At 66.9% G+C, this 26,390-nt stretch carries 22 protein-coding genes; 6 read left to right on the top strand and 16 right to left on the bottom strand.

From position 1 onward, the window contains the following. Positions 1-138: 138 nt before the first annotated feature. Positions 139-1,440: an NAD(P)/FAD-dependent oxidoreductase gene (locus D4Q52_RS24545; protein WP_182915440.1), complete on the bottom strand. Its 1,302-nt coding sequence runs from the start codon at positions 1,438-1,440 to the stop codon at positions 139-141. A 116-nt stretch (positions 1,441-1,556) separates the two neighbouring features. On the opposite strand from D4Q52_RS24545, the gene D4Q52_RS24540 reads away from it, so the two are divergent. Both D4Q52_RS24540 and D4Q52_RS24535 read left to right on the top strand, forming a co-directional pair. After that, positions 1,557-2,414, top strand: a complete 858-nt coding sequence (locus D4Q52_RS24540; RefSeq protein WP_119859205.1) for a VOC family protein — start codon at positions 1,557-1,559, stop codon at positions 2,412-2,414. Positions 2,415-2,557: 143 nt separating this feature from the next. Next, the gene (locus tag D4Q52_RS24535; RefSeq protein WP_119859203.1) at positions 2,558-2,749 is read left to right on the top strand and encodes a hypothetical protein; all 192 of its coding nucleotides are present in this window, start codon (positions 2,558-2,560) and stop codon (positions 2,747-2,749) included. Positions 2,750-2,876: 127 nt separating this feature from the next. Here the strand turns inward: D4Q52_RS24535 and D4Q52_RS24530 are convergent, their stop codons facing one another. The 4 genes from D4Q52_RS24530 to D4Q52_RS24515 all read right to left on the bottom strand — a co-directional run bounded on the left by D4Q52_RS24530 (position 2,877) and on the right by D4Q52_RS24515 (position 8,808). Next, positions 2,877-4,133, bottom strand: coding sequence for an MFS transporter (locus D4Q52_RS24530; protein ID WP_119859202.1), 1,257 nt, complete (start codon positions 4,131-4,133; stop codon positions 2,877-2,879). 64 nt (positions 4,134-4,197) lie between these two features. Continuing rightward, a complete protein-coding gene (locus D4Q52_RS24525; RefSeq protein ID WP_234831319.1) occupies positions 4,198-4,773 on the bottom strand; it encodes a PRC-barrel domain-containing protein in 576 nt (191 codons plus the stop codon). Between the two features lie 36 nt (positions 4,774-4,809). Continuing rightward, positions 4,810-7,008, bottom strand: coding sequence for an amylo-alpha-1,6-glucosidase (locus D4Q52_RS24520; protein WP_119859201.1), 2,199 nt, complete (start codon positions 7,006-7,008; stop codon positions 4,810-4,812). 42 nt (positions 7,009-7,050) lie between these two features. After that, a complete protein-coding gene (locus D4Q52_RS24515) occupies positions 7,051-8,808 on the bottom strand; it encodes an ABC transporter ATP-binding protein (RefSeq protein ID WP_119859200.1) in 1,758 nt (585 codons plus the stop codon). 255 nt (positions 8,809-9,063) lie between these two features. On the opposite strand from D4Q52_RS24515, the gene D4Q52_RS24510 reads away from it, so the two are divergent. Further along, the gene (locus tag D4Q52_RS24510) at positions 9,064-10,131 is read left to right on the top strand and encodes a glycosyltransferase family 4 protein (protein WP_119859199.1); all 1,068 of its coding nucleotides are present in this window, start codon (positions 9,064-9,066) and stop codon (positions 10,129-10,131) included. 160 nt (positions 10,132-10,291) lie between these two features. Here D4Q52_RS24510 and D4Q52_RS24500 read toward each other — a convergent pair whose 3' ends face one another. The 6 genes from D4Q52_RS24500 to D4Q52_RS24475 all read right to left on the bottom strand — a co-directional run bounded on the left by D4Q52_RS24500 (position 10,292) and on the right by D4Q52_RS24475 (position 15,772). Continuing rightward, positions 10,292-11,278, bottom strand: a complete 987-nt coding sequence (locus D4Q52_RS24500; protein WP_119859198.1) for a branched-chain amino acid ABC transporter permease — start codon at positions 11,276-11,278, stop codon at positions 10,292-10,294. Continuing rightward, a complete protein-coding gene (locus tag D4Q52_RS24495; protein WP_119859197.1) occupies positions 11,275-12,138 on the bottom strand; it encodes a branched-chain amino acid ABC transporter permease in 864 nt (287 codons plus the stop codon). The genes D4Q52_RS24500 and D4Q52_RS24495 overlap by 4 nt, the downstream gene beginning before the upstream one ends. A gap of 10 nt (positions 12,139-12,148) precedes the next feature. After that, entirely contained in the window at positions 12,149-12,853 is a 705-nt protein-coding gene (locus tag D4Q52_RS24490; RefSeq protein ID WP_119859196.1) for an ABC transporter ATP-binding protein, read from the bottom strand. Beyond that, entirely contained in the window at positions 12,846-13,565 is a 720-nt protein-coding gene (locus D4Q52_RS24485) for an ABC transporter ATP-binding protein (protein WP_119859195.1), read from the bottom strand. The genes D4Q52_RS24490 and D4Q52_RS24485 overlap by 8 nt, the downstream gene beginning before the upstream one ends. 3 nt (positions 13,566-13,568) lie before the next feature. Beyond that, complete coding sequence (locus D4Q52_RS24480; RefSeq protein WP_119859194.1) at positions 13,569-14,813, bottom strand: ABC transporter substrate-binding protein; 1,245 nt, start codon at positions 14,811-14,813, stop codon at positions 13,569-13,571. A 92-nt stretch (positions 14,814-14,905) separates the two neighbouring features. After that, entirely contained in the window at positions 14,906-15,772 is an 867-nt protein-coding gene (locus D4Q52_RS24475) for a MaoC/PaaZ C-terminal domain-containing protein (RefSeq protein ID WP_119859193.1), read from the bottom strand. A 126-nt stretch (positions 15,773-15,898) separates the two neighbouring features. On the opposite strand from D4Q52_RS24475, the gene D4Q52_RS24470 reads away from it, so the two are divergent. After that, positions 15,899-16,786 carry an IclR family transcriptional regulator gene (locus D4Q52_RS24470; protein WP_119859192.1) on the top strand — a complete coding sequence of 296 codons (888 nt, stop codon included), beginning with the start codon at positions 15,899-15,901 and terminating at the stop codon, positions 16,784-16,786. A gap of 150 nt (positions 16,787-16,936) precedes the next feature. Here the strand turns inward: D4Q52_RS24470 and D4Q52_RS24465 are convergent, their stop codons facing one another. Beyond that, entirely contained in the window at positions 16,937-18,493 is a 1,557-nt protein-coding gene (locus D4Q52_RS24465) for a long-chain-fatty-acid--CoA ligase (protein ID WP_119859191.1), read from the bottom strand. Positions 18,494-18,608: 115 nt separating this feature from the next. Here D4Q52_RS24465 and D4Q52_RS24460 point away from each other — a divergent pair, with 115 nt between their 5' ends. Continuing rightward, positions 18,609-19,406 carry an enoyl-CoA hydratase/isomerase family protein gene (locus D4Q52_RS24460; RefSeq protein WP_119859190.1) on the top strand — a complete coding sequence of 266 codons (798 nt, stop codon included), beginning with the start codon at positions 18,609-18,611 and terminating at the stop codon, positions 19,404-19,406. Positions 19,407-19,412: 6 nt separating this feature from the next. Here D4Q52_RS24460 and D4Q52_RS24455 read toward each other — a convergent pair whose 3' ends face one another. Together D4Q52_RS24455 and D4Q52_RS24450 are read right to left on the bottom strand one after the other, a co-directional pair. Further along, complete coding sequence (locus tag D4Q52_RS24455; RefSeq protein ID WP_119859189.1) at positions 19,413-20,153, bottom strand: thermonuclease family protein; 741 nt, start codon at positions 20,151-20,153, stop codon at positions 19,413-19,415. A 101-nt stretch (positions 20,154-20,254) separates the two neighbouring features. After that, a complete protein-coding gene (locus D4Q52_RS24450) occupies positions 20,255-20,575 on the bottom strand; it encodes a hypothetical protein (protein WP_119859188.1) in 321 nt (106 codons plus the stop codon). Between the two features lie 151 nt (positions 20,576-20,726). Here D4Q52_RS24450 and D4Q52_RS24445 point away from each other — a divergent pair, with 151 nt between their 5' ends. Then, a complete protein-coding gene (locus D4Q52_RS24445) occupies positions 20,727-21,626 on the top strand; it encodes a PaaI family thioesterase (protein WP_119859187.1) in 900 nt (299 codons plus the stop codon). A 137-nt stretch (positions 21,627-21,763) separates the two neighbouring features. Here D4Q52_RS24445 and rpoD read toward each other — a convergent pair whose 3' ends face one another. Beyond that, positions 21,764-23,884, bottom strand: coding sequence for an RNA polymerase sigma factor RpoD (rpoD, locus tag D4Q52_RS24440; RefSeq protein WP_119859186.1), 2,121 nt, complete (start codon positions 23,882-23,884; stop codon positions 21,764-21,766). 288 nt (positions 23,885-24,172) lie between these two features. Continuing rightward, positions 24,173-26,182: a DNA primase gene (gene dnaG, locus D4Q52_RS24435; protein ID WP_119859185.1), complete on the bottom strand. Its 2,010-nt coding sequence runs from the start codon at positions 26,180-26,182 to the stop codon at positions 24,173-24,175. Positions 26,183-26,390 lie beyond the last annotated feature (208 nt).

Raw genomic sequence — 26,390 nt, 5'->3', positions numbered from 1 at the left:
ATCTTACTTCTTGGGCTACTCCCTCGCACAAATAACGCCCCTCTCCCGGGATTTGCCAGCGAAGCGTATCAATCCAGAAGCTCAGTGCACCACGCTGGATTGCTTCGCTTCGCTCGCAATGACGGAGAGGCCGCCTGACTACGCGATCTCCTTGCTGTCGCGGTGGCGGTACAGCACCATCATCAGCGGCGCGAACGGGCGGAGGAGTTCGTTGGCGGGGATCGGCGTCGGCTCGGTGAATGGCAGTGCCAGTTCGCCATCCGGCGCGCCCTGCACGGCCTTCGCCAGCTGATCGCCGAGCGCGATCGACAGCGCGACGCCGCGGCCGTTGCAGCCGGTCCAGCCGTAGGCATCGGGGCCGAGGCGGTGGATGTGCGGCAGGTAGTCGGTGGTCATGCCGATAAAGCCGTTCCAGACATAGTCGAACCGCACCTCGCCGATCTGCGGCCACAGGCTCTGCAGCCGCTTGCCGACCCGCGCTTTCAGCGTCGCGATCTGATTGAATGGCCGGATGATGGCGCCGCCGGTGACGAAGCGGTTGCGGGCGTCGAAGCGGCCGAAGATCAGTTCGCCGTGGGTGTCCGACATCGCCTGCCGGCCCGGGATCATGCTCTTGCGGACGTTGTCGCTGAGCGGCTGCGTCGCCATCTGCCACGACCGCACCGGCATCACCTCGCTGGCGATCGCCGGCGCCAGAGTTTTTGCGAATTCGCCCGTGTAGGCATTGCTGGCGACCACCAGCGCACGACCGCTGATCTCGCCCTGCGCGGTCCTGACGATCCAGCGCTCGCCGCGCCGCTCAATGCTCACCGCCGGCGAGCGCGCGAAGATACGGCCGCCTTGCGCGACGACAGCGCGGGCGAGCCCGCGCGCCAGCGCCAGCGGATTGATGTGGCCGCCGGTCCTGTTCCAGAATCCGCCGAACCAGGCGTCGGAGCCGAGCATGTCGCGCACCTGCTCGCGCGACAAGAGTTCGACCGGCGCGCCGACCTTGGACCATTGCCGGACCCGGCGCTCGGCGATCTTGATGCGGCCGGGCGAATGCACCGGCTGAACCCAGCCGGTCTGCTCCTGCTCGGCGTCGATGCCGTGGCGCCGCGCCACGTCGAACAGGATCGAGGCGCTGTCGCGGATCAGCCCGACCAGCCGCTCGCCGGCGGCGCCGTGCCTGGCGACGATGTCGTCGGGGTCCGGCCGCGACAGCGTCGGGATCACCTGGCCGTTGTTGCGGCCCGACGCGCCCCAGCCGGGCTCGGCCGCCTCGATCACCGCGACACCGACGCCGGCCTCGCGCAGATGCAGCGCCGTCGACAGCCCGCTGAAGCCGGCGCCGATCACCACCACGTCGGTCGTCTCGGTGCCGTGCAGCTCCGGCAGATCGGGCCCCGGCGGGGTCACCGCAGCCCATAGCGAATCCGGCCAGCGCACCTCGGCAGTCATCCTCAGTCCTTCCATTGATCTGGTCGCGCGCGCCGCGCCTCCGACCTGCGTCGGGTTGCGGCGGCGGAACGATCTGGCTAGCCTACTCTGCAAGAATTTTGGGGAGCAAAGCCAGCGTGTCACTGCAATACGTCGTCGGAATCGATCACGCCGTGGTCATGGTCAAGGATCTGGATGCGGCTGCGGCCAATTGGCAGCGGCTCGGCTTCACCCTGTCGCCACGCGGCACCCACAGCCCGGCGCTCGGCTCCGGCAATTACACCATCATGTTCGGCGAGGACTACATCGAGCTGCTCGGCATCCTGAACCCGACCGAGCACAACGCGCCGAGCCGCGCCTTCCTCGACGCCCGCGGCGACGGCATCGAGCGCATCGCCTTCACCACCACCGACGCCGCGAAGGGCGCCGATGAGCTGCGCGACCTCGGCCTCGACGCAATCGGGCCGATCGATTTCGGCCGGCCGGTGCCGCTGCCGGGCGGCGGCGAAGGCGAAGCGCGCTTCAGCATCTTTCAATGGCCGCTGACCGAGGCGCCTGCGGGACTGCGCATCTTCGCCTGTCAGCACCACACCCGCGACACGGTGTGGATTCCCGAGCTGCAGCGTCACGCCAATAGCGCCACCGGGCTGGTGCGGGTGCTGATCACCGCGCCGCGGCCGGAGAGCGACGCGCGGCACATGCTGCGGCTGATCGACGGCGAGCAATATTCCGAACCTGACGGCAGCGTCGTGGTGCCGTCCGGCGAAGGCCGCGCCGAATTCGTCTTCCTGACGCGCGACACGCTGGCGCAGCAGTACCCCGGCGTCGCGCTCGACGGCGTGCCGGATCGTGGCGGCGCCGGCCTGATCATCGCGGTCAGCGATCTCGCCGCCACTGCACAGGCGGTGGGAGCGGCCGGCAAGGCGCTCGGCAACAGCCTTGTGGTGCCGCCAAGCGCCGCCAACGGCGTGCTGCTGGTGTTTGTGCAACGCTAGGATTTTAATAGGTCAGCCTCAGGAACAATTTCCCGTCCCGTCGCGTTTCTGCGCCGTCGAGCCTGCTCGACGTTCTGAAGCGTGCGGGCGCCCTGAGAAGGCGTCCGAATTACGGGGAGCGCTGGCGGTGCCAGCGAGGGCCGATGTCCGACGCCTATGTGATCGAAGTGAGCTCGCGCACCGCCGGCATCGTCGTGCGCGACGGCGTCAACTTCTGCTTCCACGCCGCCCATCACGACTTCCAAAGCCTCGAACGCCGCACCTTCGCGTCGCTGCTCGCCGCGCAGAAGGCCGCGAAAACGTGCGCCGAGCAGATCCGCAAGCTGATGGGCTGACTTCGGACAGATTACCAACCTTCGTCATGGCCGGGCTCGTCCCGGCCATCCACGCCTTTGCTAGGGTTCGACGCTGCAAGGTGTGGATGCCCGGCACAAGGCCGGGCATGACGGATCGAGAGGTCTACTACGCCCTCTCCGGCTCCACCTTCCGGGTCTCCGGCATCAGCAGCCACACCAGCGTCAGCCCCAGCGCAGCGACGCTGGCGAGGCCGAGGAAGGCGGCGTGGCTGCCGAACTTGTCGGCGACCAGGCCGGCCACGACGTTGCTGAGCGAGGCGCCGATGCCGCCGGCGGTGCCAACCACGCCCTGGGCGAAGCTGAAATGGCCGCTGCCGAACGCCACGTCGGCGATGATCAGCGGCACCAGCACGGCGAACACCGCCGCGGTAACGCCGTCGAACACTTGCACCGCGACCAGCAGATACGGGTCAGTGACGGTCGAGAACAGCACGCCGCGGATCGCCAGCGCACCGAAGCCGGCGAACAGCAGCGGCTTGCGGCCGATCGATTGCGCCCATCTGCCCACACGGGGCGAAAACAACGCGACGATCGCCTGCGGCACGACGATGCAGAACGCGATCAGCGCCGGCGCGGAGTCGCTGGAGCGCGCCGTGACGGCGCTGGCCATCAGCGGCAGCATCGCCGCATTGGCGAGTTGCAGCATCAGCACCGCGCCGGCGAATACCAGCAGCGGCCGCTGGCGGAGCAAGTTCGCCAGATCGGAAAACCGGAAGCTCGGCGCCGCGTCGGCGCGTGCCGCGCCGTGCGCCTGGGCGGAATCGATCTCGCTGCCACGGATTCGCGACAGAGCAATCAGCGTCGGAATCACCAGCAGGCAGGTGACCAGAAACACCGAGCGGCTCGACAGCAGATAGCCGGCGGTGCCCATCACGGCGGCCGCGACGCCGTTGCCGAGCGAGGCGCAGCGGGCGTTGCGGCCGAGCCGTTCGCCGATCGCGTAGCGGCCGACCAGGCCGAGGCTGATCGCCGCGATCGACGGGCCGAGCACGCAGCTCGCCGCCGCGTGCAGCGTCGCCGCCGCCATCACCACCGGGAAGATCGGCATCAGCGCATAGGCCAGCGCCGCGAGGCCGATCGCCGCAACGGCGGCGCCCGCGACCTTGCGCTCGTCCTTGGCGGCATCGACGATGGCGCCGCCCGGCATCTGGCCGATCAGCCCGATGATGCCGCCGATCGACAGCACCAAACCAATCTCGACCTGTGTCCATTTCTGGGTGGTGAGATACACCGCGATGAACGGGCCGAAGCCGGTCTGCACGTCGGCGAGAAAGAAGATGAACCAGTCGAGGCCGCGCTGGCTCTGCTGCGACGGCGCGCGCGGCGGCTCCGGCGCCGGCACCGGGTCATCGGCGGGCGGCACGGATGGCGGCGCAAGGTGATGCGGACCGTAGCCGGCTCCGCGGTCGGGCAGCGGCGCGCTCAGCCTACTTCTCCGGACCAAACTCGAGCGGTGACAGCTTGCCGGACGCCCCGAGCACCACGACCGATTGCTCGTCCTTGTATTCCGGCGCGGCGCGCACCTGGTCGCGCGTCAGAGCGAGCGAGACCTTGTCCTCCTTCTTGGCGATGGTGCTGAATTTCAGCGCGGTCCAGTCGACCGCAATCTTGCGGCTGCCGACGCCGAGAAAGCCGCCGAAGTCGATGATCGCGGCGCGGGTCTTGCCCTCTTTGTCGACCACGATGTCGACGATGCGGCCCATATCCTCGTCGGCTGCGCTGCGCACCTCGCGGCCGAGCACGCCGCGGGCGTCTTCCGGACTGATCACGGTGACGGTCGGCGGATCGCTCTTGGCGGTCGCGGATGACTTGGCGGACGGCTCGGCTGGCTTGGCGGGCTCAGCCCGCTTGGCAGGTTCGGCTGGCTTCGGCGGCTCGACAGGTTTCGGCGGTTCGGCCTGAGCGGCAGGCTCGGACGGCTTCGCAGGATCGGCGCGCAGCCCGGCCGAGACGACGCTGGTAATCACCACCAGGGCGAACGCAGTACTGAACCGGATGTGCATCGAGCCTCCCCCACGGCGACCGCGTCGCCGCGCTCTTTATCGAGCCAACACGATCGAAACCTGAATGCGCCCGTCGGTGCGCAGCACTTCCATCGACACGCCGTCGCCGTGGCGGCGCACCCGCAGATCGATGCTGGAGGCGCCGATCCGCAGATCGCGCAGCACCACCTCGCCCAGGAATGCCGGCAGCCGCGGATTGACCAGACGGATCTCGTGGCGGTCGGCGTCGAACTGAATCCCCAGCGCGGCTTCGAGCAGCGTGAACGGCGTCGCGCTGGCCCAGGCCTGCGGCGCACAGGCGACCGGATACAGCGTCGGACCGCGGCGGCGCTCGCGCTGGAAGCCGCAGAACAATTCCGGCAGCCGGCGCAGCTCCATATAGCTGGCGGCGTCGAACAGGCCCTTGAACACGTTGTCGACGGCGGCCTTGAAGCCGTAACGCGCGAGGCCGAGCGTGATCAGGGCGTTGTCGTGCGGCCAGATCGACCCGTCGTGATACGACATCGGATTGTAGCGCGGCTCGCCGCACGCGATGGTGCGAATGCCCCAGCCCGAGAAGAAGTGCGGCCGCATCAGGTCGGTCGCGACCAGGCGTGCCCGGTCCGCCCGCACCATGCCGGTGAACAGCACCTGCCCGGCGTTGGAGCTGCGCACCTTGCAGGGCCGCTTGGCGCCGTCGAGCGCCAGCGCGTAGGTGCCGAGCTCCTCGCACCAGAACGCCCGCTCGAACTGCGCGGCCAGCTTCTCGGCCTGCTGCTCGAGCTCGACCGCGCGGTCGGCTTGACCCAGCCGACGCGCGCACAGCGCCGCGAGCCGCCTGGCGGCAAACACATAGCCCTGCACCTCGGCGAGCGCGATGTTGCCCTCGGCGAGCTTGCCGTCGGCATGGAAGATCGCGTCGTACGAATCCTTCCAGCCCTGGTTCTGCAGGCCCTGATCGGTGGCGCGCTGATACTCGACAAAACCGTCGCGGTCCGGATCACCCGGGCCATCGATCCAGCCCAGCGCCTTCTCGATCGCCGGCCACAGCTCCTTCAGCGTGTCGTCGTCGCCGGTGCGCTGGACGTACAGACCCGCCAGCATCACGAACAGCGGCGTCGAGTCGACGCTGCCGTAATACTGCGCGAACGGCACCTCGCGCAGCGCCGCCATCTCGCCGCCGCGCATCTCGTGCAGGATCTTGCCGGGCGCCGCATCGTTCAGCGGATCGAAGCTGGTCGCCTGATAGGCCGCGAGCCGGCGCAGCACGCCACGCGCGATCCGCGGATCGATCCACAGCATCTGCAAGGCGGTGATCAGCCCGTCGCGGCCGAACGTTGTCGAGTACCAGGGAATGCCCGCATAGGGATAGCGGCCCTGCGGCGTCTTCGTCGTCAGGATGTTGAGGTCGGCCATCGCCTGGCACAGCACCTCGTTGAAGATTTCGTTCGAGGTCTCGACCGTGGTGGCGCCGCGCGTCGCCTCGCGCATCTCGCGGCGATGCGCCAGCAGGCTGCGGAAGAACGGCATTGGCGGCTGCGTCGCCGGCTTGTTGCAGCCCACCGCGACGAATACCGACGCGGTCTGCTGCGGCGCCAGCTTGATCTGAAACACCGCGCGGCCGGGCCTCAGCTGAGTCGGCGCGGGATCAAAATGCACCAGGCTGCTCCGTGTGACATCGTCGAGCCCGCGATAATCGAACAGCACATCGGTGTCGGAGACGCGCCGGCTGCTTACGGTGCCGCGCCGCGGCCGGACGCTGCCGCGGACCTCGAACAGATCGGCGAAGTCGCTGTCGAAATCCAGCATCAGCTCGAAGCTGGCCTCGGCGTCGCCATGGTTCTGCAGGCCGATGCGCTGAAACGCCGTGTCGCGCCACAGAAAGATGGTGCGGACGATGTGCAGCAGATCCTTCGCGAGCACCAGCCGGCCATCGCGATAGATATCAGGATTGGTGAGATCGACCGTCAGCGCCGAATTGTCGTCGCGCAGATTGGAGCCGAGCAGCAGCGGCTGCACATCGGCGAGCCGCAACTGCAGCCGCGCCAGATAGCGCGTGTCGGTATTGAACAAACCGTCGCTGTCGCCGCCGGGAGCGCCGAGGTCGCCGTGACTGTCGAGCACCATGAAGGTGTCGTCGTGCTTCAGCACCGTGCGCGGCCGCGCAGGCCCCGTCATCGGAATGTAGAACGGAGACTCCGCAGGCGGCGCCGATTCGTGCGCCGCTGCCGGTTGGGCCATCACGTCAGAGAGCATCGATCAATCCTATCGCTGCTGTGGCGCCGCGCAAGCGCCGCGTCAGGCCGCGTGCGCAGCCAGACGGCTGATCTCGCGAGAGATGAGATCGCGGTAAGGGCCTTCGCCCTGCATCAGGCGATCGGGCGGACCGTCCTCGATGATACGCCCATTCTGCAGCACCACCACCCTGTCGAAATTGCGCAGCGTCGCGAGCCGGTGCGCGATCGCGATCACGGTGCGGCCGTGCATCAGCCGCGCCAATGCTTCGCGGATCGCTTCTTCCGAATCGGAGTCGAGCGCGGCGGTGGCCTCGTCGAGCAGCAGGATCGGGGCGTCCTTCAGGAAGGCGCGAGCGATCGCCAGACGCTGGCGCTGGCCGCCCGACAGCTTGAAGCCGCGGTCGCCCACCATGGTGTCGAGCCCTTCGGGCAATGTTTCGACGAAATCGCAGCGCGCCGCGATCGCCGCCTGCAGGACTTCCTCGTCGGTCGCGCCGGGACGGCCGTAGCGGATGTTTTCGCGGATCGTGCGTTGAAACAATGAGATGTCCTGCGGCACCACCGAGATGGCTTCGCGCAGACTATGCTGGGTGACGCGCGAGATGTCCTGGCCGTCGATCGTGATGCTGCCGTCCTGCACATCGTAGAAGCGCTGCAGCAGCGTGAACAATGTCGACTTGCCGCCGCCCGAGGTCCCGACCAGGCCGACCCGCTCGCCGGCATTGAGCCGCAGCGTGAAGCTATCGAACACCTTGGAGCCGCCCGGATACTGGAACGACACGTTATTGAAGTTGATCGCCGCGCCGGCGCGGATCAGCGGCTCGGCTTCGGGATGATCGCTGAGTTCGTGCGGCGTCAGCAGCGTCGCGACCGCTTCGCCGAGCCGGGCGACGTGCTGGGTGACGTCGACCAGCGCCACCGCGAGGTCGCGGGTGGCGTGCAGGATCGACAGGCCGAGCGTACAGATCAGCACGACGTCGCCGGTCGAGGCGCCGCCGCGTTGCCACAGCATGATCGCCCAGGCGAGCAGCGCGACCGTCAGGATGATGGTGATCACCGCATGCAGCAGACGCAGCCGCTCGAGGTAGCGCAGGCTGCGGCCACGCGCGTTGACCTCGAGACTGACCGTGTTCTCGAACCGCGCGTGCTCGTAGCCGAGGCCGCAGAACGCCCGCACCAGCGGCATGTTATTAATGACGTCGACCATCTCGCCGTCGACCGTTGCGGCCTTGTCGGCGAATTCGTCGTGTAGCGGCTTACCGTCAGCGGCGAGCTTGAACACCAGCGCCAGCAGCAGCGCCGCCGCGACGCCGAGCGCGAGCGCCATAATTCCGCTCACAGTTGCGATCAGCGTAATCGCCAGGAAGGTGGCGATGCACGGCGGCAGCACGTTCCAGACGAACATATTCTCGATGGTGAACACCGCATTCGAGGTGGCGGTGATCCGGCTCGACAACATGCCGGGAAGGCGATCGGAAAAATAGCTGGGTGCATGCCCGGTCAGATGCCTGAACATATCGCGCCGGAGATCGGCGGTGACCGCCGGAAATGTAAAGCTGCCAATCCAGCTGGCCACGCGCCACAACAGATTATCGGCCGCGATCAGCGAGACGAGAAACACGAAGCCGAGCCACACGACGCCGGATTGGCCGCCGCTCAGTCCGTCGACCAGATACTTCACGCCGTACTGCGTGCCGACAGAACAGGCAACTGCCAACAAAACACACCCGAGAATGATCGCGTGTGTGCCCGGTCTTTGACGAACGTAGCGCAAAATGAAGGCAAACGGGCGACGCGAGTAGCCTGATAGAGAGTCCATAAAAGTCCGCCTCCGCAACGCATCTTCGCCAAGGTCGCTAGCGATACAGCTTTACGCCGGGATCACCGCCCTGTTCCATTCTCGGCAACCGCAAGAAGGCATCGGGAAGTGGCATCAACAAGACAGCAACGTGGAAGAAGTGAGCGCATGCAAGGAACTTCGCATGTGCAAAAACGTTCCCGCAGCTGGCAATGCCGGTGCCATTCGATCACATCCCATGTTCAACGTTTTCACGTAACAACAGGAGACTAGTCGATGCGCATCGCGCAGGTTGCTCCTCTCACCGAAGCTATCCCCCCGAAACTCTACGGCGGCACCGAACGTGTGGTGCATTGGCTGACGGAAGAACTCGTGGCGCTCGGCCACGACGTGACATTGTTCGCGAGTGGTGATTCCATCACCTCCGCAAAGCTCGAGGCTCCATGGCCACGCGCGCTTCGGCTCGACGGTGCAGTGCGAGACCCCAACGCCCTGCACATGATGATGCTGGAGCAAGTACGACGACGCTGTGACAACGAGGAATTCGACCTTCTTCATTTCCATCTCGATTACTATCCGTGGTCGTTGTTTCAGCGCCAGCCGACGCCGCACCTCACCACGCTCCACGGCCGGCTCGATCTGCCCGAGCACCAGCCGGTGTTCTCCACCTTCTCCGACGTGCCGGTGGTCTCGATCTCCGACTCGCAGCGGCGGCCGGTGCCCAACGCCAACTGGGTCCGCACCATTCACCACGGCCTCCCGGCGGATCTGCTGTCCCCGACCGGCGCCAAGCCCGGCTATCTGGCCGTGCTCGGCCGCATCGCGCCGGAAAAGGGCGTCGACCGCGCCATCCGGATCGCGATCCGCGCCGACATTCCGCTGAAGATCGCCGCCAAGGTCGACCGCGCCGATCAGGACTATTTCGAGCAGGTGATCGAGCCGATGCTGCATCATCCGCTGATCGAGTTCATCGGCGAGATCGGCGATCAGCAGAAGTCGGAATTCCTGTCCGGCGCGCTCGGCCTGCTGCTGCCGCTCGACTGGCCGGAGCCGTTCGGCCTGGTGATGATCGAATCGATGGCCTGCGGCGCGCCGGTGATCGCCTACAATCGCGGTTCGGTGCCGGAGATCATCGAGTCGGGCCTCACCGGCTTTATCGTCGAGGACGAGACCAGCGCGGTCGCCGCCGTGCATCAACTCCAGGGTCTCGACCGCACGGCGATCCGCGCCCGCTTCGAGGAACGCTTCACGGCGCGGCGGATGGCAATGGACTATCTCGCCGCGTATCGCAGCCTGATCGCCAAGGCCGAGCCGCGCTTCAGGCTGGTGTCGAGCGCGGAGTAAACATATCCTCTCGTCATGGCCGGGCTTGTCCCGCCTGCGGGGCCGTAGCCCCTTCGGCGCGGCGAAGGCCCGGCCATCCACGCCTTTTTCTTTTCGGCTCAGCAAGGCGTGGATGCCCGGGACAAGCCCGGGCATGACGGTGGAGGGATTGAGCGCTACCTCAACGCGCCGTCGCCCGGCGGCGCAGCAGCACTTTTTCGAACAGCGGCAGCAGGCCGCGCGGCGTCGCCATGATGACGACGATCACCACCACGCCGTAGATGAAGTAGTGCAGCCCCGGCACCGCGCCGCCGAGCTGGCCGCGCAGCACCTCGCCGAGCGGCACCAGCAGCAGCGCGCCGAGCGCCGGGCCGAAGGCGCGACCAAGGCCGCCAACGGTAGCGAACAGCACGATCTCGATGGTGATGGTCGGTGACGCCAGCTGATATGGATCGGCGAAGGTGAGATAACGCACGTAGCAAGTGCCGACGATCGAGGTCAGCACCGCCGAGATCGTCATCGCGGTGATCTTGTGGCGCAGCACATTGACGCCGATCGCCTGTGCGGCTTTCTCGTTGTCGCGGATCGTGCGCAGATAATAGCCAAGCGGCGCGTTGAGGATGGCGACGTTGATCAGCACGATCACCGCCGACAGCCCGAGCATCACCCAATACGCCCCCTGCACGCCGCCGAACTGGAACGCCGCGACGTCGCCGGTGTCACGCGGCAGCAGCAGCCCGGAGGCACCGCCGAGGAAATCCCAGCCCTCGACCACAATCGCCGCCATCTCGGCAAACGCCAGCGTGATCAGCACGAACGACAGATGGCCGAGCTGAAACCGAAAATCGATCCAGGCGATCAGCGCGCCGAGCGCGCCGGCGACCGCAGCGGAGATCACCAGCCCGGCCCACATGTTGATGCCGAGCTTGACCTGCAGCGCTGCCGCCAGCATCGCGCCGGTGCCGATGAACAGGCTGTGCGCCAGCGAGATCTGCCCGGCCATGCCACCGACGATATTCCACGCCGACGCCAGAGCCACATAGACCAGCGCGATGGTGAGGATGTGCAGATAATAGCTGTTGAGCGCCAGCGGCAGCGCCGCTGCGAGCAGCAGCAACACCCACAGCGCCGGCGAGGCCAGCGTCTTATAGAAGCCGTCATTGATCATGACGTCCTCCAGGTCAGGCCCTGCGGACGGAACAGCATGATCAGCACGAAGATCGCATAGGGCACGAGGCGCCCCAGCGCGTCCGAAACGTAGACGGTGCCGAACGCCTCGGCGAGGCCGATCACCAGGCCGCTGATCATGATGCTGACGAAATTGGTCATGCCGCCGAGCACGACGATCAGCAGCGTGATCACCGTATATTGCAGGCCCTGGGTCGGCTGGATCGGCGTGCCGGGCAGCAGCAGCGCGGCCGCGACCGCCAGGATGGCGACGCCGATCGCGAAGGTGACGATCTGGACGCGGCCGACATCGACGCCCATCAGCGCCGCGGCACGGGCATTCTGGTGCACGGCGCGGATCGAGCGGCCGAAATCGGTCGAGCGCAGCATCACGTAGAGGCCGATCGCCATCGCGAAGGCGACCACGCAGGCGATGACGTTGGGCATCCGCAGCACGACGTCGCCGAGAATGATCAGTTTGGACTCGACCATCGACGGCACCCGCGCCGGCTGGCCGCCGAACACCATGAGGATGCCGTTCTGCAGCAGCAGGCTGAGGCCGAGGGTGAGCTGCACGATCATCAGGAACTGATGCCCGGCCATCGGCCGTAGCAGGAAGCGATAGACCAGCGCGCCGATCGCCGCCATCACCGGGATGGTGATGATCGCGGAGACATAGGGATCCATCGCGAAGGCGGAGAACAGCGCCAGCGACATGAACATTGCCAGCGAGATGAAATCGCCATGGGCGAAGTTGACGATGCCGCTGACGCCGTAGACCAGCCCCATACCGAGCGCGAGCAGCCCGTAGGTGCTGCCGATCAGAATGCCTTGCGCCAAGGCCTGCCAGAGTTCGCTCACTTGATCCTCCTCACAGCCCCAGATAGGCCTGCCGCGTGCGCGGGTCGTTCTTGACGATGTCGGCGTCGCCCTCCACCGCGATCTGGCCGCGCTCCAGCACGTAGCAGCGCTGGGCGTGGCGCAGCGTCAGATTGAGGTTCTGCTCGACCAGCAGCATGGTGAGGCCATCCTTGTGCAGCCGGTCGATGATCTCGAAGATGTACTGCACGAACAGCGGCGACAGCCCGAGCGAGGGTTCGTCCAGCATCAGCACGCGCGCTTCGGCCATCAGGCCGCGGCCGATCGCCAGCATCTGCTGCTCGCCGCCGGACAGCGTGCCGGCGGCCTGGGTCAGCCGCTCCTTCAGCCGCGGAAACAGTTCGAGCACCTTCTCCATCTGCGCCGGCCGATGCGGCCGCGCGCGATCGCAGAAGCCGCCGAGCAACAGGTTCTCGCGGATGCTCATCTCCGGAAACACCAGCCGGCCCTCGGGCACCTGGATGATGCCGAGTTCGACGCGCTCGCGCGCGCTGGCGCGGGTGACGTCCTGGCCCTCGAACAGGATGCGGCCGGACATCGGCGCGACCAGGCCTGACAGGCAATTGATCAGCGTGGTCTTGCCGGCATTGTTGGCGCCGAGCAGGCCGACGATCTCGCCGGCGGCGAGCCGCACCGAGACGTCGCGCAGCATCGGCGTGCCGCCATAGCCGGCGACCAGCCCTTCGACCTCAAGCATCGAGGTGCTCCCCGAAATACGCGTCGATGACTTTCTGATCCTTGATGATGGCGTCCGGCGTGCCTTCGGCGATCTTCTCGCCGAAATTGACCACCACCATCCGGGTCGCCATCCGCATGATCACCGGCATCACGTGCTCGACCATCACGATGGTGACGCCGGACTGGTTGAGTTCGCGGATGATCTGCATCGGCGCCTCGGTCTCGGCCATGGTGAGGCCGGCCATCACCTCGTCGAGCAGAATGCATTGCGGATCGGTGGCGACGCATTTGGCGACTTCGAGCAGCTTCTTGTCCTGCAGCGACAGCGTCGCCGGCGTCTCGTCCAGCTTGCCGCCGAGGCCGACCCGGGTCAGCACCGCGGCGGCGTAGTCGGTCGCCTGGCGGATCGGCCGCCGCGTCAGCGCCGCGGTGGTGACGACCTCGAGCGTCGTCATGTCGGCGAAGGTCTGGACGATCTGGAAGCTGCGTACGAGGCCGCGGCGCGTCAGCCGGTCCGGCGAGATCCCGGTGATGCGCTGGCCGTCGAACCGCACCGTGCCGCTGGTCGGCGGCGCGAAGCCGGAGATGACGCTGAACAGAGTCGTCTTGCCGGCGCCGTTGGGGCCGATGATGCCGAGGATCTCGCCGCGCTCGACGGCGAAGCTGACGTCGTTGAGCGCGAGCAGGCCGCCGAACCGTTTGCTGACATTGTCGACTTCGAGCAGCGCCACGGCTCAGCTCTTCGGCCGCGGAGCGGCCTGCGCGAACTCCTTCGGGAACACCACTTCCTGCGACTGGTCGGGCATCCACTGCACCATCATGGCGGAGCCGTCCTTGAGCAGCCGGTCTTCGGCGAACTGCAGGCCCTTCGGCTTGGCGATATAGAGGTCCGGATCGCCGAACGGGATGTCGAAGGTCTTGAGCGCGTCGAGCAGCGCGGCCGGCTCCAGCGACGTCGTCTTCTCCAGCACGCGCTGCAGCACGCGCGCGCCCTGCGCGTACTGGATCGCGCCCTGGCCGATGCGGTCGAGCTTGGCGACGTCGCGCAGCTCGGCGATGATCTTCTGCATCGAGTCGACCTTGGCGCCCGGGCTGAAGCCGGTCATCGCGAACAGATTGCGCGTCAGCACCGCCTTGCCGATCTCGGGGCCGAGATCCTTCCACAGCGACAGGTCCGAATAGCCGCCGGTGCCGCCGACGAACAGGCTGCCCTGATAGTTGAGGTTGTAGCGCGCCTGATGCAGCAGGATGCCGTCGCGCGGCGTCACCAGGCCGGTGACGATGTCCGGCTTCAGCGAGCGGATGCGGATCATCGCCGAGGTCTGGTCCTGCGCCTTGGTGTCGAGCGGCGCCTCGCCGATCACTTCGATGCCGCTGGCCTTCAGCTTCTCGACCAGGAACTTGTTGACCTGCTGGCCGGCCTCGTAGTTCGAGTAGCTCATCACCGCGGTCTTGATCGGGAATTTGCTGTCGTCGCGCAGCGACTTGATGAAGTCGTGCATGGTCTGCGCGTAGCCGCGATCGTACGGATAGCCGAGCGAGAACATGTAGCTCGAATGCGCGCCGCCGGCCCAGATCGACAGCGTCGGCACCTTGAGTTCGTCGAGCACCGGGGTCAGCGCCAGCATCTGGGCGCTGAGGATGGTGCCGGTCAGGAACTGCACCTTCTCTTCGGTGATCAGCCGCCGCGCCTCGGTGGCGGTGCGCGCCGGCTGGCTGGTGTCGTCGGCCTGGATCAGCTGGATCTTGGCGCCGTCCTTGCTCTTGATGCCGCCGCCGTCATTGATCTTCTTGATGATGTATTCGAACGCCGGCTGGCCTTCCTGCGCATAGGCGGCGAGCCCGCCGCTCATCGAATTGATGACGCCGACCTTGATCGGCGGCGGTGCAGCGTCGGCGTTGCGAATCCAGGGCGCGGCGACGGTGCCGAGCATCACACCAGTAGCGCCGATGCCGAATGAGCGACGGGAAATGGACAAGCGCGTTCCTCCTGGTCGTTATGATGTGCGGCATTCGCCGCGGTTTTTTTGGTCGTGACGTCCGCGGCAGTGCTGCGGACGAAATTCGTCACTCAGGCTGCGGCGATGGTCGCCGCGCCGTTGTTGATCACCACGATGTCGCGCACGGCCACCTTGGCGCGAAACGAGACCCGGCCGTCGCCGTCGTTCCAGACTTCGGTGACGATGGTCTCGCCGGGATAGACCGGCGAGCTGAAGCGCACCTGCATCTTCACCAGCCGCTTCGGATCATCGTCGCAGCACAGTTCGACCAGCGCGCGGCAGACCACGCCGAAGGTGCACAGCCCGTGCAGGATCGGCTTGTCGAACCCGGCCTTGCGCGCGACCTCGGGATCGGCATGCAGCGGGTTGTAGTCGCCGGACAGCCGATAGATCAGCGCGGCGCTCGGTGATGTGGCGATTCGCGATTGCAGATCGGGCGCCCGCTCCGGCAGCGGATGCGGCGCCGGCAGCGGACCGGACGGGCCGCCGAAGCCGCCGTCGCCGCGCAGCATGGTGGTCGAGGTCAGCCGGCACAGCAATTCGCCGCTGGCGCTGTCGAGCACGTCGCGCTCCGACAGCAGCACCGCTCCTTTGCCGGCGCCCTTGTCGAACAGGCCGGTGACGCGGGAACGACCGACCACCGTGCCCTTCGGCGGCAGCGGCTTGAAGATCTCGAAACCCTGCTCGCCGTGCAGCACCTTGCGCCAGTCGGCACCGGTGGCCTCGTTGCCCAGCCAGAAGCCCGGATAGCCGAGCACCACCGCCATCGACGGCAGCACCTTGAGGTCGTGCTCATAGACGTAGCGCAGCTGCTTGCTGTCGAGCGGATCGGCGCCGAGTCCAAGACCCAGCGCGTACAACATGGTGTCGCGCTCGGTGTAGGTCTGCTCGATTTCGGGAATGGGCCAGTCGCGCAGCCGCGCCGGGTCGATCGCCATCGGGAGTTTCCTCGATTGTATTTTTGCGGCAACTTGCCACCCGGAACGGGCTCGCACAATATGCGAAATGGATTTTCGCAAATGTTTTGATCGACCGCCGCGGCGGCCGAGCTTCCGGAGCCCTCGATGACCACCGGCAAATCGCGCCGCCCGACCAAGCGGAATCGGGCGCCAGCGGCCGAGAAGACCGCCGCGCGCAATAATCACGCAATGCAGCGCGCGTCGCGCCGGCCACGCGCCGAGCCCGCGGAAGATACGGGCCGAATGTTCGTGTCGGCGCTCGCCCGCGGCCTCGACGTGCTCGGTGCATTTCGCGCCGGCGACCGCGCGCTCGGCAATCTCGAGCTCGCCGAACGCACCGGCCTGCCCAAGCCAACGATCTCGCGCATGACCCACACGCTGATCCAGCTTGGCTATCTAACGTACGAACCGCGCTCGGCGACCTATCAGCTCGGCGCGCGCGCTTTGGCGCTGAGCTACGCGGCGCTGGCCAATCTCGACGTCCGCAAGGCGGCGTTGCCGATCATGACCCGGCTGGCCGAGGACAGCCAGCTGCACGTCGGACTCGGCACCCGCGAACGGCTGATGATGCTGAACATCGAGAGCTGCGAGAGCGACGCGCTGATCGGGCTGCGGCTGCCGCCCGGCTCGCGCGTGCCGATCGCGACGACGTCGCTCGGCAGGGCGTATCTGGCGGCGATCGGCGAGGACGAACGCAGCGCGCTGCTCACCGAACTCCGCGCGCATCACGGCGCCGACTGGCCGAAGCTGGAAAAGGCGATCGCCCGCTCGGCGCGGGAGATCGCGAAGCGCGGTTTCTGCGTCTCGGCCGGCGAGTGGCGCAGCGACATCAACGCCGTCGGCGCCGCCATCGTGCCGCCCGCCGGCGGCCCGGTCTACGCCCTGAGCTTCGGCGGTCCGGCCTATCTGGTGTCGCAGCAGCAACTGATCGAGAAGCACGGCCCGGCGCTAGCCCATGCCGCAAAGGCGATCAGCGTAGCGCTCGGTGGCTGATCGCGGCCGGTCAGCGTCAAACACGAGGCCTCTCCCCGTCATTGCGAGCGCAGCGAAGCAATCCACAAGCCCAGTGCACTGCGCTGGATTGCTTCGTCGCTGCGCTCCTCGCAATGACGGCTGGGGTGGGCGTCTCTCAAGTAGCGATACTCAATTCACCCGCCGGTCGTTGTCGTCCCAATACGGCGCCCTTAGCAGCGCCTTGTTGACCTTGTTGACGCTCGACAGCGGCAGCGGGTCGTCGCGGAAGTCGATGCTGCGCGGCACCTTGTAGTCGGCGATCGACGTGCGGCAGAACGCGATCAGGTCGTCGGCGGTGAGCGTGGCGCCCGGCTTGCGCACCACCACCGCATGCACGGTCTCGCCCCATTTCGGATGCGGGATGCCGATCACCGCGCATTGCGCGACATCCGGATGCGCCGCGATCGCGTTCTCGACCTCGATCGAGTACACGTTCTCGCCGCCCGAGATGATCATGTCCTTGATGCGGTCGGAGATGTACAGATAGCCGTCGGCGTCGAACGAACCGGAATCGCCGGTGTGCATCCAGCCGCCGCGCAGCGTCTCAGCCGTCAGTTCCGGCTTGCGCCAATAGCCCATCATCACCATCGGGCCGCGCACCAAGACCTCGCCGACTTCGCCGTGCGGCAGGTCGCGATCCTGTGCATCGACGATTTTCACCTCCGCCGAGACGAGCGGGCGGCCGGCCGAACGCAGCCGGTGCCGCGGCGCGGACGGCAGATGATCGTCAGGCGTCAGGATGGTGGCGACGGGCGACAGCTCGGTCATGCCGTAGGACTGTCCGAAGCGGATGTTGGGAAACCGCCGCAGGCATTCCTGCAGCACCGGCTCCGGCATCGGCGACGCGCCATAAGTAATCATCTCGAGGCTCGACAGATCGTAGCGTTCGAGATCGGGCGATTGCAGGATCATGCCCAGCATGGTCGGCACGAAGGTCGCGACCGTCACCTTGTGGCGGCTGATGGCGTCGAGCACGTCGGCCGGGGTGAAGCGCGGAATCACCACGTGGCGGCCGCCCATGACCGACGTCGTGTACACCCGCGCGCCGGCGCCGAGATGAAACAACGGCCCGGCATGCAGCGACACGGTGTGCTCGTCGAAGCCGAACGCCATCCCGGTCACCACTGCATTGACCCAGAGATTGCGATGGCTGAGCATCACGCCCTTGGCGCGGCCGGTGGTGCCGCCGGTGTAGAACAGGCAGGCCAGATCCTCGCCGCCGCGCCCGGCGTCGGCGCAAGGCGACGTACCGGCGATCAGCTCTTCGTAATTGTGGACACGCGACAGCCCGGCTGCCGGTGCATCGGCGATGATGCCGCGCAGCGACGGACAAGCATCGACGAGTCGCATCGCGGTGTCGAGGAACGCGGCGTCGCAGATCAGCAGCGACGGCTCGGCGTCGGTGATCTGCTCGATCATTTCGGGTAGCGCGAAGCGCGAATTGACCGGCACCACCACGCCGCCGGCCCATAGCACCGAGAAGTAGCTCTCGACATAGGAGCCGCCATTGGCGGCGAGGAGCGCGACGCGGTCGCCCGGCCCGATCCCGAGCCGCTGCAACGCCGCGGCGAACCGCGCAACACGGTCCTGCAACTCGCCGTGGCTGAAGCTGCGCTCCGGCGTCACCAGCGCGGTCTCGTGCGCGCGAAACGAAGCGGCCTTGCGAAGGCCCGCGGTGAGCTGCATGAATTTCCGTCCCGTGATGTCTTGTCGTTGGCGCAATCCTAGCATTGCGAAAATCGATTTCGCAAACGCCGCTGCGATGCGCTAAGCTGCCACAAACGACACAAGGGATGGAAACATGTCAGCCGAAACCGCCGGCGGCGATGCCGTGATCTTCGACCGCCGCGACGACGTGATGATCGTGCGGCTCAACAGCCCGGCAAGCCGCAACGCGCTGCAGCCCGCCGTCAAGCATCGGCTCGAAACCCGCATCCCGGAATTACTCGCCGATCCGTCGGTGCGATGCCTGGTGATCACCGGCACCGGACAGTCGTTCTGCGCCGGCGGTGATATCAGCAACATGGCCGATCGCGGCGCGCCGCAGGTGCGGCAGCGCATGCAGGTGACCCACAATTGGGCGCAGCGGCTGTTGACCGCCGAGAAGCCGGTGATCGCCGCGGTGAACGGCTCCGCCGCCGGCGCGGGCTTCTCGCTGGCGCTCTTGTGCGACATCGTGCTGGTGTCGGATCAGGCGTATTTCCGCGCCGCGTTTCCGGGACTCGGCGCCGCGCCGGATCTCGGCCTGGCGCTGACGCTGCCGCGCGCGATCGGCGCGATGCGGGCCAAGGACATCCTGCTCACCAACCGCCGCGTCGAGGCCGACGAGGCGCAGGCGCTCGGCATCGCCAAGCGCGTGGTGCCGGCCGCCGAATTGCTCGACGCCGCGGTGGCGCTCGCGGCCGAGCTCGCCGCCGGGCCGGCAACGTCGCTGGGCCTGACCAAGATGCTGGTCAATGGCGCGTTCGGGCCGATCGAGCAGTTCTTCGCGCTGGAAGCCTTCGCCCAGGGCGTCGCGTTCGGCAGCGACGAATTCGCCGAAGGCGTCGCGGCGTTCCTCGGCAAGCGCAAGCCGGACTTCAAGGCGCAGCGCGGATAGCAAGCCTCAGCGCTTGGCGCCGCCGCGGCAATTGTAGGCCTTGCGGAAGCCGGCGGCGCGGGCGTCGTCCTCGGAGCAGAACCAACGGTTCGGCTTTTCCAGGCTGGCGTAGCTCGGGCAGCCGCGCAACTGATAGACGCCGACGTTGCCGGTGAGCCGCGCCCGCTTGGCGAGCTTGCCCTTGATGGCGCAGCCGTCCGGTGCCGGCGGCATGTCGGGAAACATCTGATCGAGCATCGCCGCCTTGCGGTCGTCGCGGCAGGCGGCGCCGAGCAGCGGCGCGGTCTTGTCCCAGCGGCGGAAGCTTTGCGGAGCGACGAAGCAGCCGCGCCACAGCGCCAGCCGCTCGTCCCTGGCTTTGGCCTCGTCGGCGGCGAAGCGGCCCTTGGGGTCGGCATTGAGCGCGAGTCCGGCCTGGACCAGGCGCTGGCTGAGGCCGATGCCGTCGCCCGAGATCGTGCAGGCGCCGATCCGGCGGCCGCTGAACATCGGGTCGGGCCCGAGATCGCGGCAGGTCACGGCGCGGCCGGCGATCAACCTGACCGCCGCGTCGCGGGTTTCGACGCCGCAGGCCGCTGGATCGGCGAATTCATTGATGCAGCGCTGATCGAGTTCGGGCGCGTCGATGCCCTCGAGCCGGTAGGTCACGCCGCCGAGCTGCAGCGTTGCTGCATCCTTGACGACGAGTTCGGCCGCCACCGCCGGCGACCCCACCAACAGCGCCAGCACCACAACAAACCCAAACATCCCTGCCCTCGCGCCTCAGCCACGCCTTTGGCGCAGCTATAGCGCAATTCGCGGCGCGCGCAGCAGCGATCGTGTGGCCCTTCGGCGGGAGCAGGCGGCGGTCAGTAGTCGTAGTCGCGAATGACCGAATCCCAGAACGACGGCGGCGGAGTCCGGCGCCACTCGCCGACCGGGGCGTATCGCGGCCCACAGCCGCCGCAGCTGCCGGTCGGAACCAGCCGCTGCACATATTGCGGTGGTGCCTCGACCCAGATCACCGGCGGCGCTTGCGGAATGCCGATCGGCCGCGGCGCATAGACCAAATGGGGACGCGGAGCCGGCCGGTAGCTCGGCGGATACGGCGCCGCGTAGTCGGCGGCGATCGCCGCCGAAGACGTCACGAACATTGCCAGCAGCGGCAACAGCAATTTGACAGCACGCACAACGCAACTCCACACCCGACCACTGCCGCGAGCGTCGCACGAGATGGTAAACAAAGCCTGCAGGGGCGATGCCAGTTGCCGCGTTGGCGCATGGGCGCAGCCCGACCACGACGCTTTGCGCCGGCCGAGCGCCTTGCTAGAAAGCCGCCCAATGACCGACACCCCCTCCCCCGATCCCGCGCTCGCCATCGAGCAGAAGGCGAAGCTGATCAAGCAACGCCGTTCGGTGCATGGCGGCATCATCGGCCTGCAGCTCGATCGTCATGCTCCCGGCGAAGCGTGGAGCAGCCTGCCCTATCATCCGGTGTTCGTCGGTGACACCAGCACCGGCGTGATCCACGGCGGCGTCGTCACGGTGATGCTCGACGAGAGCTGCGGCATGGCGGTGCAGCTGGCGCTGCAAAGCAGCCAGGCGATCGCGACGCTGGATCTGCGGATCGATTATCTGCGGCCGGCGACGCCGGGCCAGGCGATCCGCGCCCACGCGCATTGCTACCACGTCACCCGCTCGATCGCCTTCGTGCGCGCCACCGCCTATCAGGACTCGGAGAGCGATCCGATCGCCAGCGCCACCGCGCTGTTCATGATCGGCGCCAACCGCACCGACATGCTGCGGCAGGAGCCGAAGGTGAAGTTCGACACCCCGCCGCCACTGGTGGCACCGGACGACACCGGCGGCCCGCTGGCGATCAGCCCCTATGCGCGCTTCCTCGGCATCCGGGTCGACGATCAGGCCAATGCGGTGATGCCGTATGATCCGAAGCAGATCGGCAATCCGATCCTGCCCGCGCTGCACGGCGGGGTGATCGGCGCCTTCCTCGAGACCTCGGCGATCCTCAAGGTGCACCGCGAGATCGGGCAGGCCACCGCGCCGAAGCCGATCGGGCTCACGGTCAACTATCTGCGTTCCGGCCGCCCGGTCGACACCTCCGCCAAGGTTTCGATCGTCAAGCAGGGCCGCCGCGTCGTCGCCTTCGAGGTGCAGGCCTATCAGACCGACCCCGACAAGCCGATCGCCTCCTGCTACGGCCATTTCAAGCTGCGCCCGTAAGGCGATGACGCCGCGCGAACGGCGAGCGCGGCTTAGATGGGACGGCGACAGCGCACGAAACGCAAAAACGGCGGGCCTTGGCCCGCCGTTTTTGCGTGGATGGCCGGGTCGAGCCCGGCCATGACGCTGTGAGGCGATTAGTTGTCGAGGAAGCTCCGCAGCTTCCGCGACCGCGACGGGTGCTTCAGCTTACGCAGCGCCTTCGCTTCGATCTGGCGGATGCGCTCTCTCGTCACCGAGAACTGCTGACCGACCTCTTCCAGCGTGTGGTCGGTGTTCATGCCGATGCCGAAGCGCATGCGTAGCACGCGTTCTTCGCGCGGGGTCAGCGAGGCGAGCACGCGCGTGGTGGTCTCGCGCAGGTTGGACTGGATCGCCGCGTCGATCGGCAGCACCGCGTTCTTGTCCTCGATGAAGTCGCCGAGATGGCTATCTTCCTCGTCACCCACCGGAGTTTCGAGCGACAGCGGCTCCTTGGCGATCTTCAGAACCTTGCGGACCTTCTCCAGCGGCATGCCGAGCTTTTCGGCGAGCTCTTCCGGGGTCGGCTCGCGGCCGATCTCGTTGAGCATCTGCCGCGAGGTGCGCACGATCTTGTTGATCGTCTCGATCATGTGCACCGGGATACGGATGGTGCGGGCCTGGTCGGCGATCGAGCGCGTGATCGCCTGCCGGATCCACCAGGTCGCGTAGGTCGAGAACTTGTAGCCGCGGCGATACTCGAACTTATCGACCGCCTTCATCAGGCCGATGTTGCCTTCCTGAATGAGATCGAGGAACTGCAGGCCGCGGTTGGTGTACTTCTTGGCGATCGAGATCACGAGGCGCAGGTTCGCCTCGACCATTTCCTTCTTGGCCTGACGGGCTTCGCGCTCGCCTTTCTGCACGCTGTGCACGATCTTGCGGAATTCGCCGATCTCAAGACCGGTGAGCGCCGCCATCGACTGGATCTCCTGGCGCAGCTCCTTGATGCGGTCCTTCTCGAAGTGGACGAAGTTCTTCCAGCCCTTGGCGCTGAGTTTGGAGACGCGGTTGAGCCAGCGCGGATCGAGCTCCGAGCCCTGATAGTTGCGCAGGAAGTCGTCACGCGCGACGCCGTGGCTGTCGCCGAGGCGCAGCAGCCGGCCTTCGAACGACACCAGCTTCTTGTTGATGTCGTAGAGCTGCTCGACGAGGCTGTCGATGCGCGCCTGGTTGAGGCGCAGCGACTTCACCTCGACGATGATCTCGTCCTTGAGCTTCTTGTACTTGCGCTCCTGCGACGGCGACAGCTGCTCGTTCTGCAGCTGGTTGGCGATGTCCTGCTCCTGCAGCTTGCGCAGCTTCTTGTAGTTGTCGGCGATCTTGTCGAAGGTCTCGACCACCTTCGGCTTGAGTTCGGCCTCGATCGCGGCGAGCGACATCTGGTTCTCGAACTCGTCGTCGTCCATCTCGCCTTCGGACGCGCCCTCGCCACCTTCGCCGCCGGATTCGGCCGGCGCCGCGCCGCGCTGCTGCGCGGGACGGAACGGGGTGGCGGCCGGCGGCGCCGCCGGCGGAGCGACGTGGGCGGGCGCGCCGCCTTCGGCCTCCGTCGCGCCATCCTCGCCGCCGTCGCCGGCCATCGCCGGGTTCATGTTGGATTTCGCGTCGGGGCCCGCGTAGGTCGCTTCGAGATCGATGATGTCGCGAAGGAAGATCTTGCCTTCGTTGAGCTCGTCGCGCCAGATGATGATCGCCTGGAAGGTCAGCGGGCTTTCGCAGAGTCCTGCGATCATCGCCTCGCGGCCGGCCTCGATCCGCTTGGCGATGGCGATTTCGCCCTCGCGCGACAACAGCTCGACGGTGCCCATTTCACGCAAGTACATGCGGACGGGATCGTCGGTGCGCTCGCCGGGCTCGGACTTCTTGGTCTCGGTGACGGCCTTCTGGGTGACCTCGACGAGGTCGTTATCCGGCTCCTCGTCGGCCTCGTCCTTGGCCTCTTCGTCGTCGTTGTCGGTATCCTCGGCCTCGGACACATTGATGCCCATGTCCGACAGCATCGACATGATGTCTTCGATCTGTTCGGGCGAGGTGGTGTCCGACGGCAGCACTTCGTTGAGCTGATCGAAGGTCACGAAGCCGCGCTTCTTGGCCTGCTTGATCATCTTCTTGACGGCAGCGTCCGACAGGTCGAGGAGCGGCGACGGGGCGTCGGCGGAGTCCTTCTCCGGCGCGTCGGCCTTGTCGTCCTTTTCCTTGTCCTTCAACTGCACCGTCTTTGCCTTGCTGGCCATTCACTGCTCCTGAACGCGCGCATGCCGGTCGCGTCGCCGCGCCGTCATCAAAATCTGCCTTGCCGGGTGAGACACGCAAAGGGCGGCGCCGCCGACGCCACCCGACACGATCCCGTTTTGGATTCCCAAGAGTGTTGGATTCCCAAAGAGTGCTTGGTTTCCCAAATGGTCGCCCGAAGGCCTTCTACCGGAATGCCGTTAAGCCCTTACTAACCCTGTTTTTGCAGCCAAGGCGGGGGTTTGGCGAGTCTTTTCACGGACTAGCCGTTCGGCCCACGGTTGGCCCACTCACACGCTCCGATGGAACCGGCCAGACGACTCGCCAAATCCTTCGATCAGCGCCTCAGTTCCGTCCACTTCCGAGAGCCGCGCCTTGACGTCCCGCAACCAGGCGACGTTGGCCTCGCTGCCGTCTTCACCCAAAGCCAGCTCGGCATCCTTCAATTCCCTAAGTAAGGAGTGCGATTGTCGATGCAAGGCAACGAGTTGCTGCCACGTCGAAAGAACATCCTCGCGCGCGGCGCCCGGCCCGGCGCCCCACACCGCCTGGGTCGTGATCGCGCGCTCAAGCCGTTGCAATTGCTCGCTTAACCCGGCCTTGACCAGATCGGCGCGGAGTTTGTCGGATTGGCCCTCGGGATCGCTGGCGTGGTGATGATCCTGGGCATAGGCGGCGATGATGGCGGCGCGCAGCCGGTGCGCCTCCGGATGCGCGAATTCCAGCGCCGCGACCTCCTCGAGGTGATCTTCGAGGAGCCACGGATGGTTGAGCAGCGAGGTCAGGATCAGCGCCTCGCGCCGCGACATCGCGCTGCGCTGGCCGCGCATGATCGGGCTGGTGGCGAGCTGCGGGCTCATCATTTGGTACGGGCCACGGCCGAGCCCCGGCCCGGCGCCGCCCTGCCCCGGGCGCTGGCCGGACCGGCCGCCCTGTGGAAAACCGCCCCGCGGCGGAAACCGCCGCCCCGAATCACCGCGGCCCTGGAAACCTCCGCCACCACCACGATAGCCGCCGCCATAGCCACCCGCCGGCGCGAAGGCATTGCGCAACCGCTCGGCCCAGTCCTGGCGGTAATAGCGCCGCACCACCTCGTCGCGGATGCCGTTCGCCAGCTCGTTGATCCGCGCCTCCAGGGCGGCGCGGCGCTCCGGCGTGGCGAAGCTGCCGCCTTCGGTCTCGCGCATCCACAACAGATCGGCGAGCGGCCGGGCGACGCCGAGCACCTCCTCGATCGCCAGCCGGCCGCCGGCGCGGGCGAGATCGTCGGGGTCCTGGCCTTCCGGCAACAGCGCGAAGCGCAGGCTCTTGCCGGGGGTGAGCTGCGGCAGCGCCAGGTCGGCAGCGCGATACGCGGCCTTCTGGCCGGCGCGGTCGCCGTCGAAGCACAGGATCGGCTCGTCGGCCATTTTCCAGAGCAGCGCCAGCTGGTTCTCGGTCAGCGCGGTGCCGAGCGGCGCCACCGTGCCGGGGAAGCCGGCGGTGACCATGGCGATGACGTCGACATAGCCTTCGACCACGATCACCGAGGCGCCGTCGTGCGCCGCTTTCCTTGCCGTGGTGAGGTTGTAGAGGTTGTCGCCCTTGTGAAACAGCGGCGTTTCGGGCGAGTTCAGGTATTTCGCCGCGACGTCCTTCTCCAGCGCCCGGCCGCCGAACGCGATCACCCGGCCGCGGATGTCGGTGATCGGAAACATCACCCGGTCGCGGAATTTGTCGAACGGCACCGGGATATCGTCGCCGGCCGACAACAGCCCGGCCTCGACCATGTCCTCGACCGGCACGCCGTGCTTGCCGAGATGCTCCTTCAGCGCGAACCGCTCCGGCGAGGCGTAGCCGATGCGGAATTTGACCTGCACCGACGGCAGCATGCCGCGATCGGCCAGATAACCGCGGGCGCGGGCGCCGGCGCGCGAGGCGAGGTTGTCGGCGAAATACGCTGCCGCCAGCTCCATCACGTCGTACAGCGACTTGCGCCGCTGCGCCTGCCGCGCCGCATCCGGCGTCGCCGCCGGCAGCGCCAGCCCGGCCATCGCCGCCAGCCGCTCCACGGCCTCGGGAAAATCGACGCCCTCGGTGGCCATGATGAAGTCGAAGATCGAGCCGTTGCGGCCCGAGGAGAAGTCGAACCACGCCTGCTTCTCGTCATTGACGAAGAACGACGGCGTCTTCTCCTGCTGGAACGGCGACAGCCCCTTCCACTCCCGCCCCGCCTTCTTCAACTTCACGCGCTTGCCCACGACATCCGACACCGGAAGCCGGGCTTTCAGCTCGTCGAGAAACTGCGGCGTGAAGCGCATGAACAACCTTGGCTGACGCGGCGGGACGCCACGGGCTGTAGGCTTGACATATATGGACGGTCTGCGGCCGCGTTATACCGGATATCCACAGAGTGCGGCCAGCACAGCTTTCCGCACCAGCCTCACTCACCGTCATGTATGGACGGCCCCCTCTCGGCAAGAGCATTTTGGTGTTTCGGCAAATGAATCGGGGTGCGGTCATGTATAC

Origin of the sequence: Rhodopseudomonas palustris, from assembly GCF_003591005.1 — a bacterium.
Taxonomy (GTDB): Bacteria; Pseudomonadota; Alphaproteobacteria; order Rhizobiales; family Xanthobacteraceae; genus Rhodopseudomonas; species Rhodopseudomonas palustris_K.
This window is presented reverse-complemented; position numbering and strand designations above follow the sequence as displayed.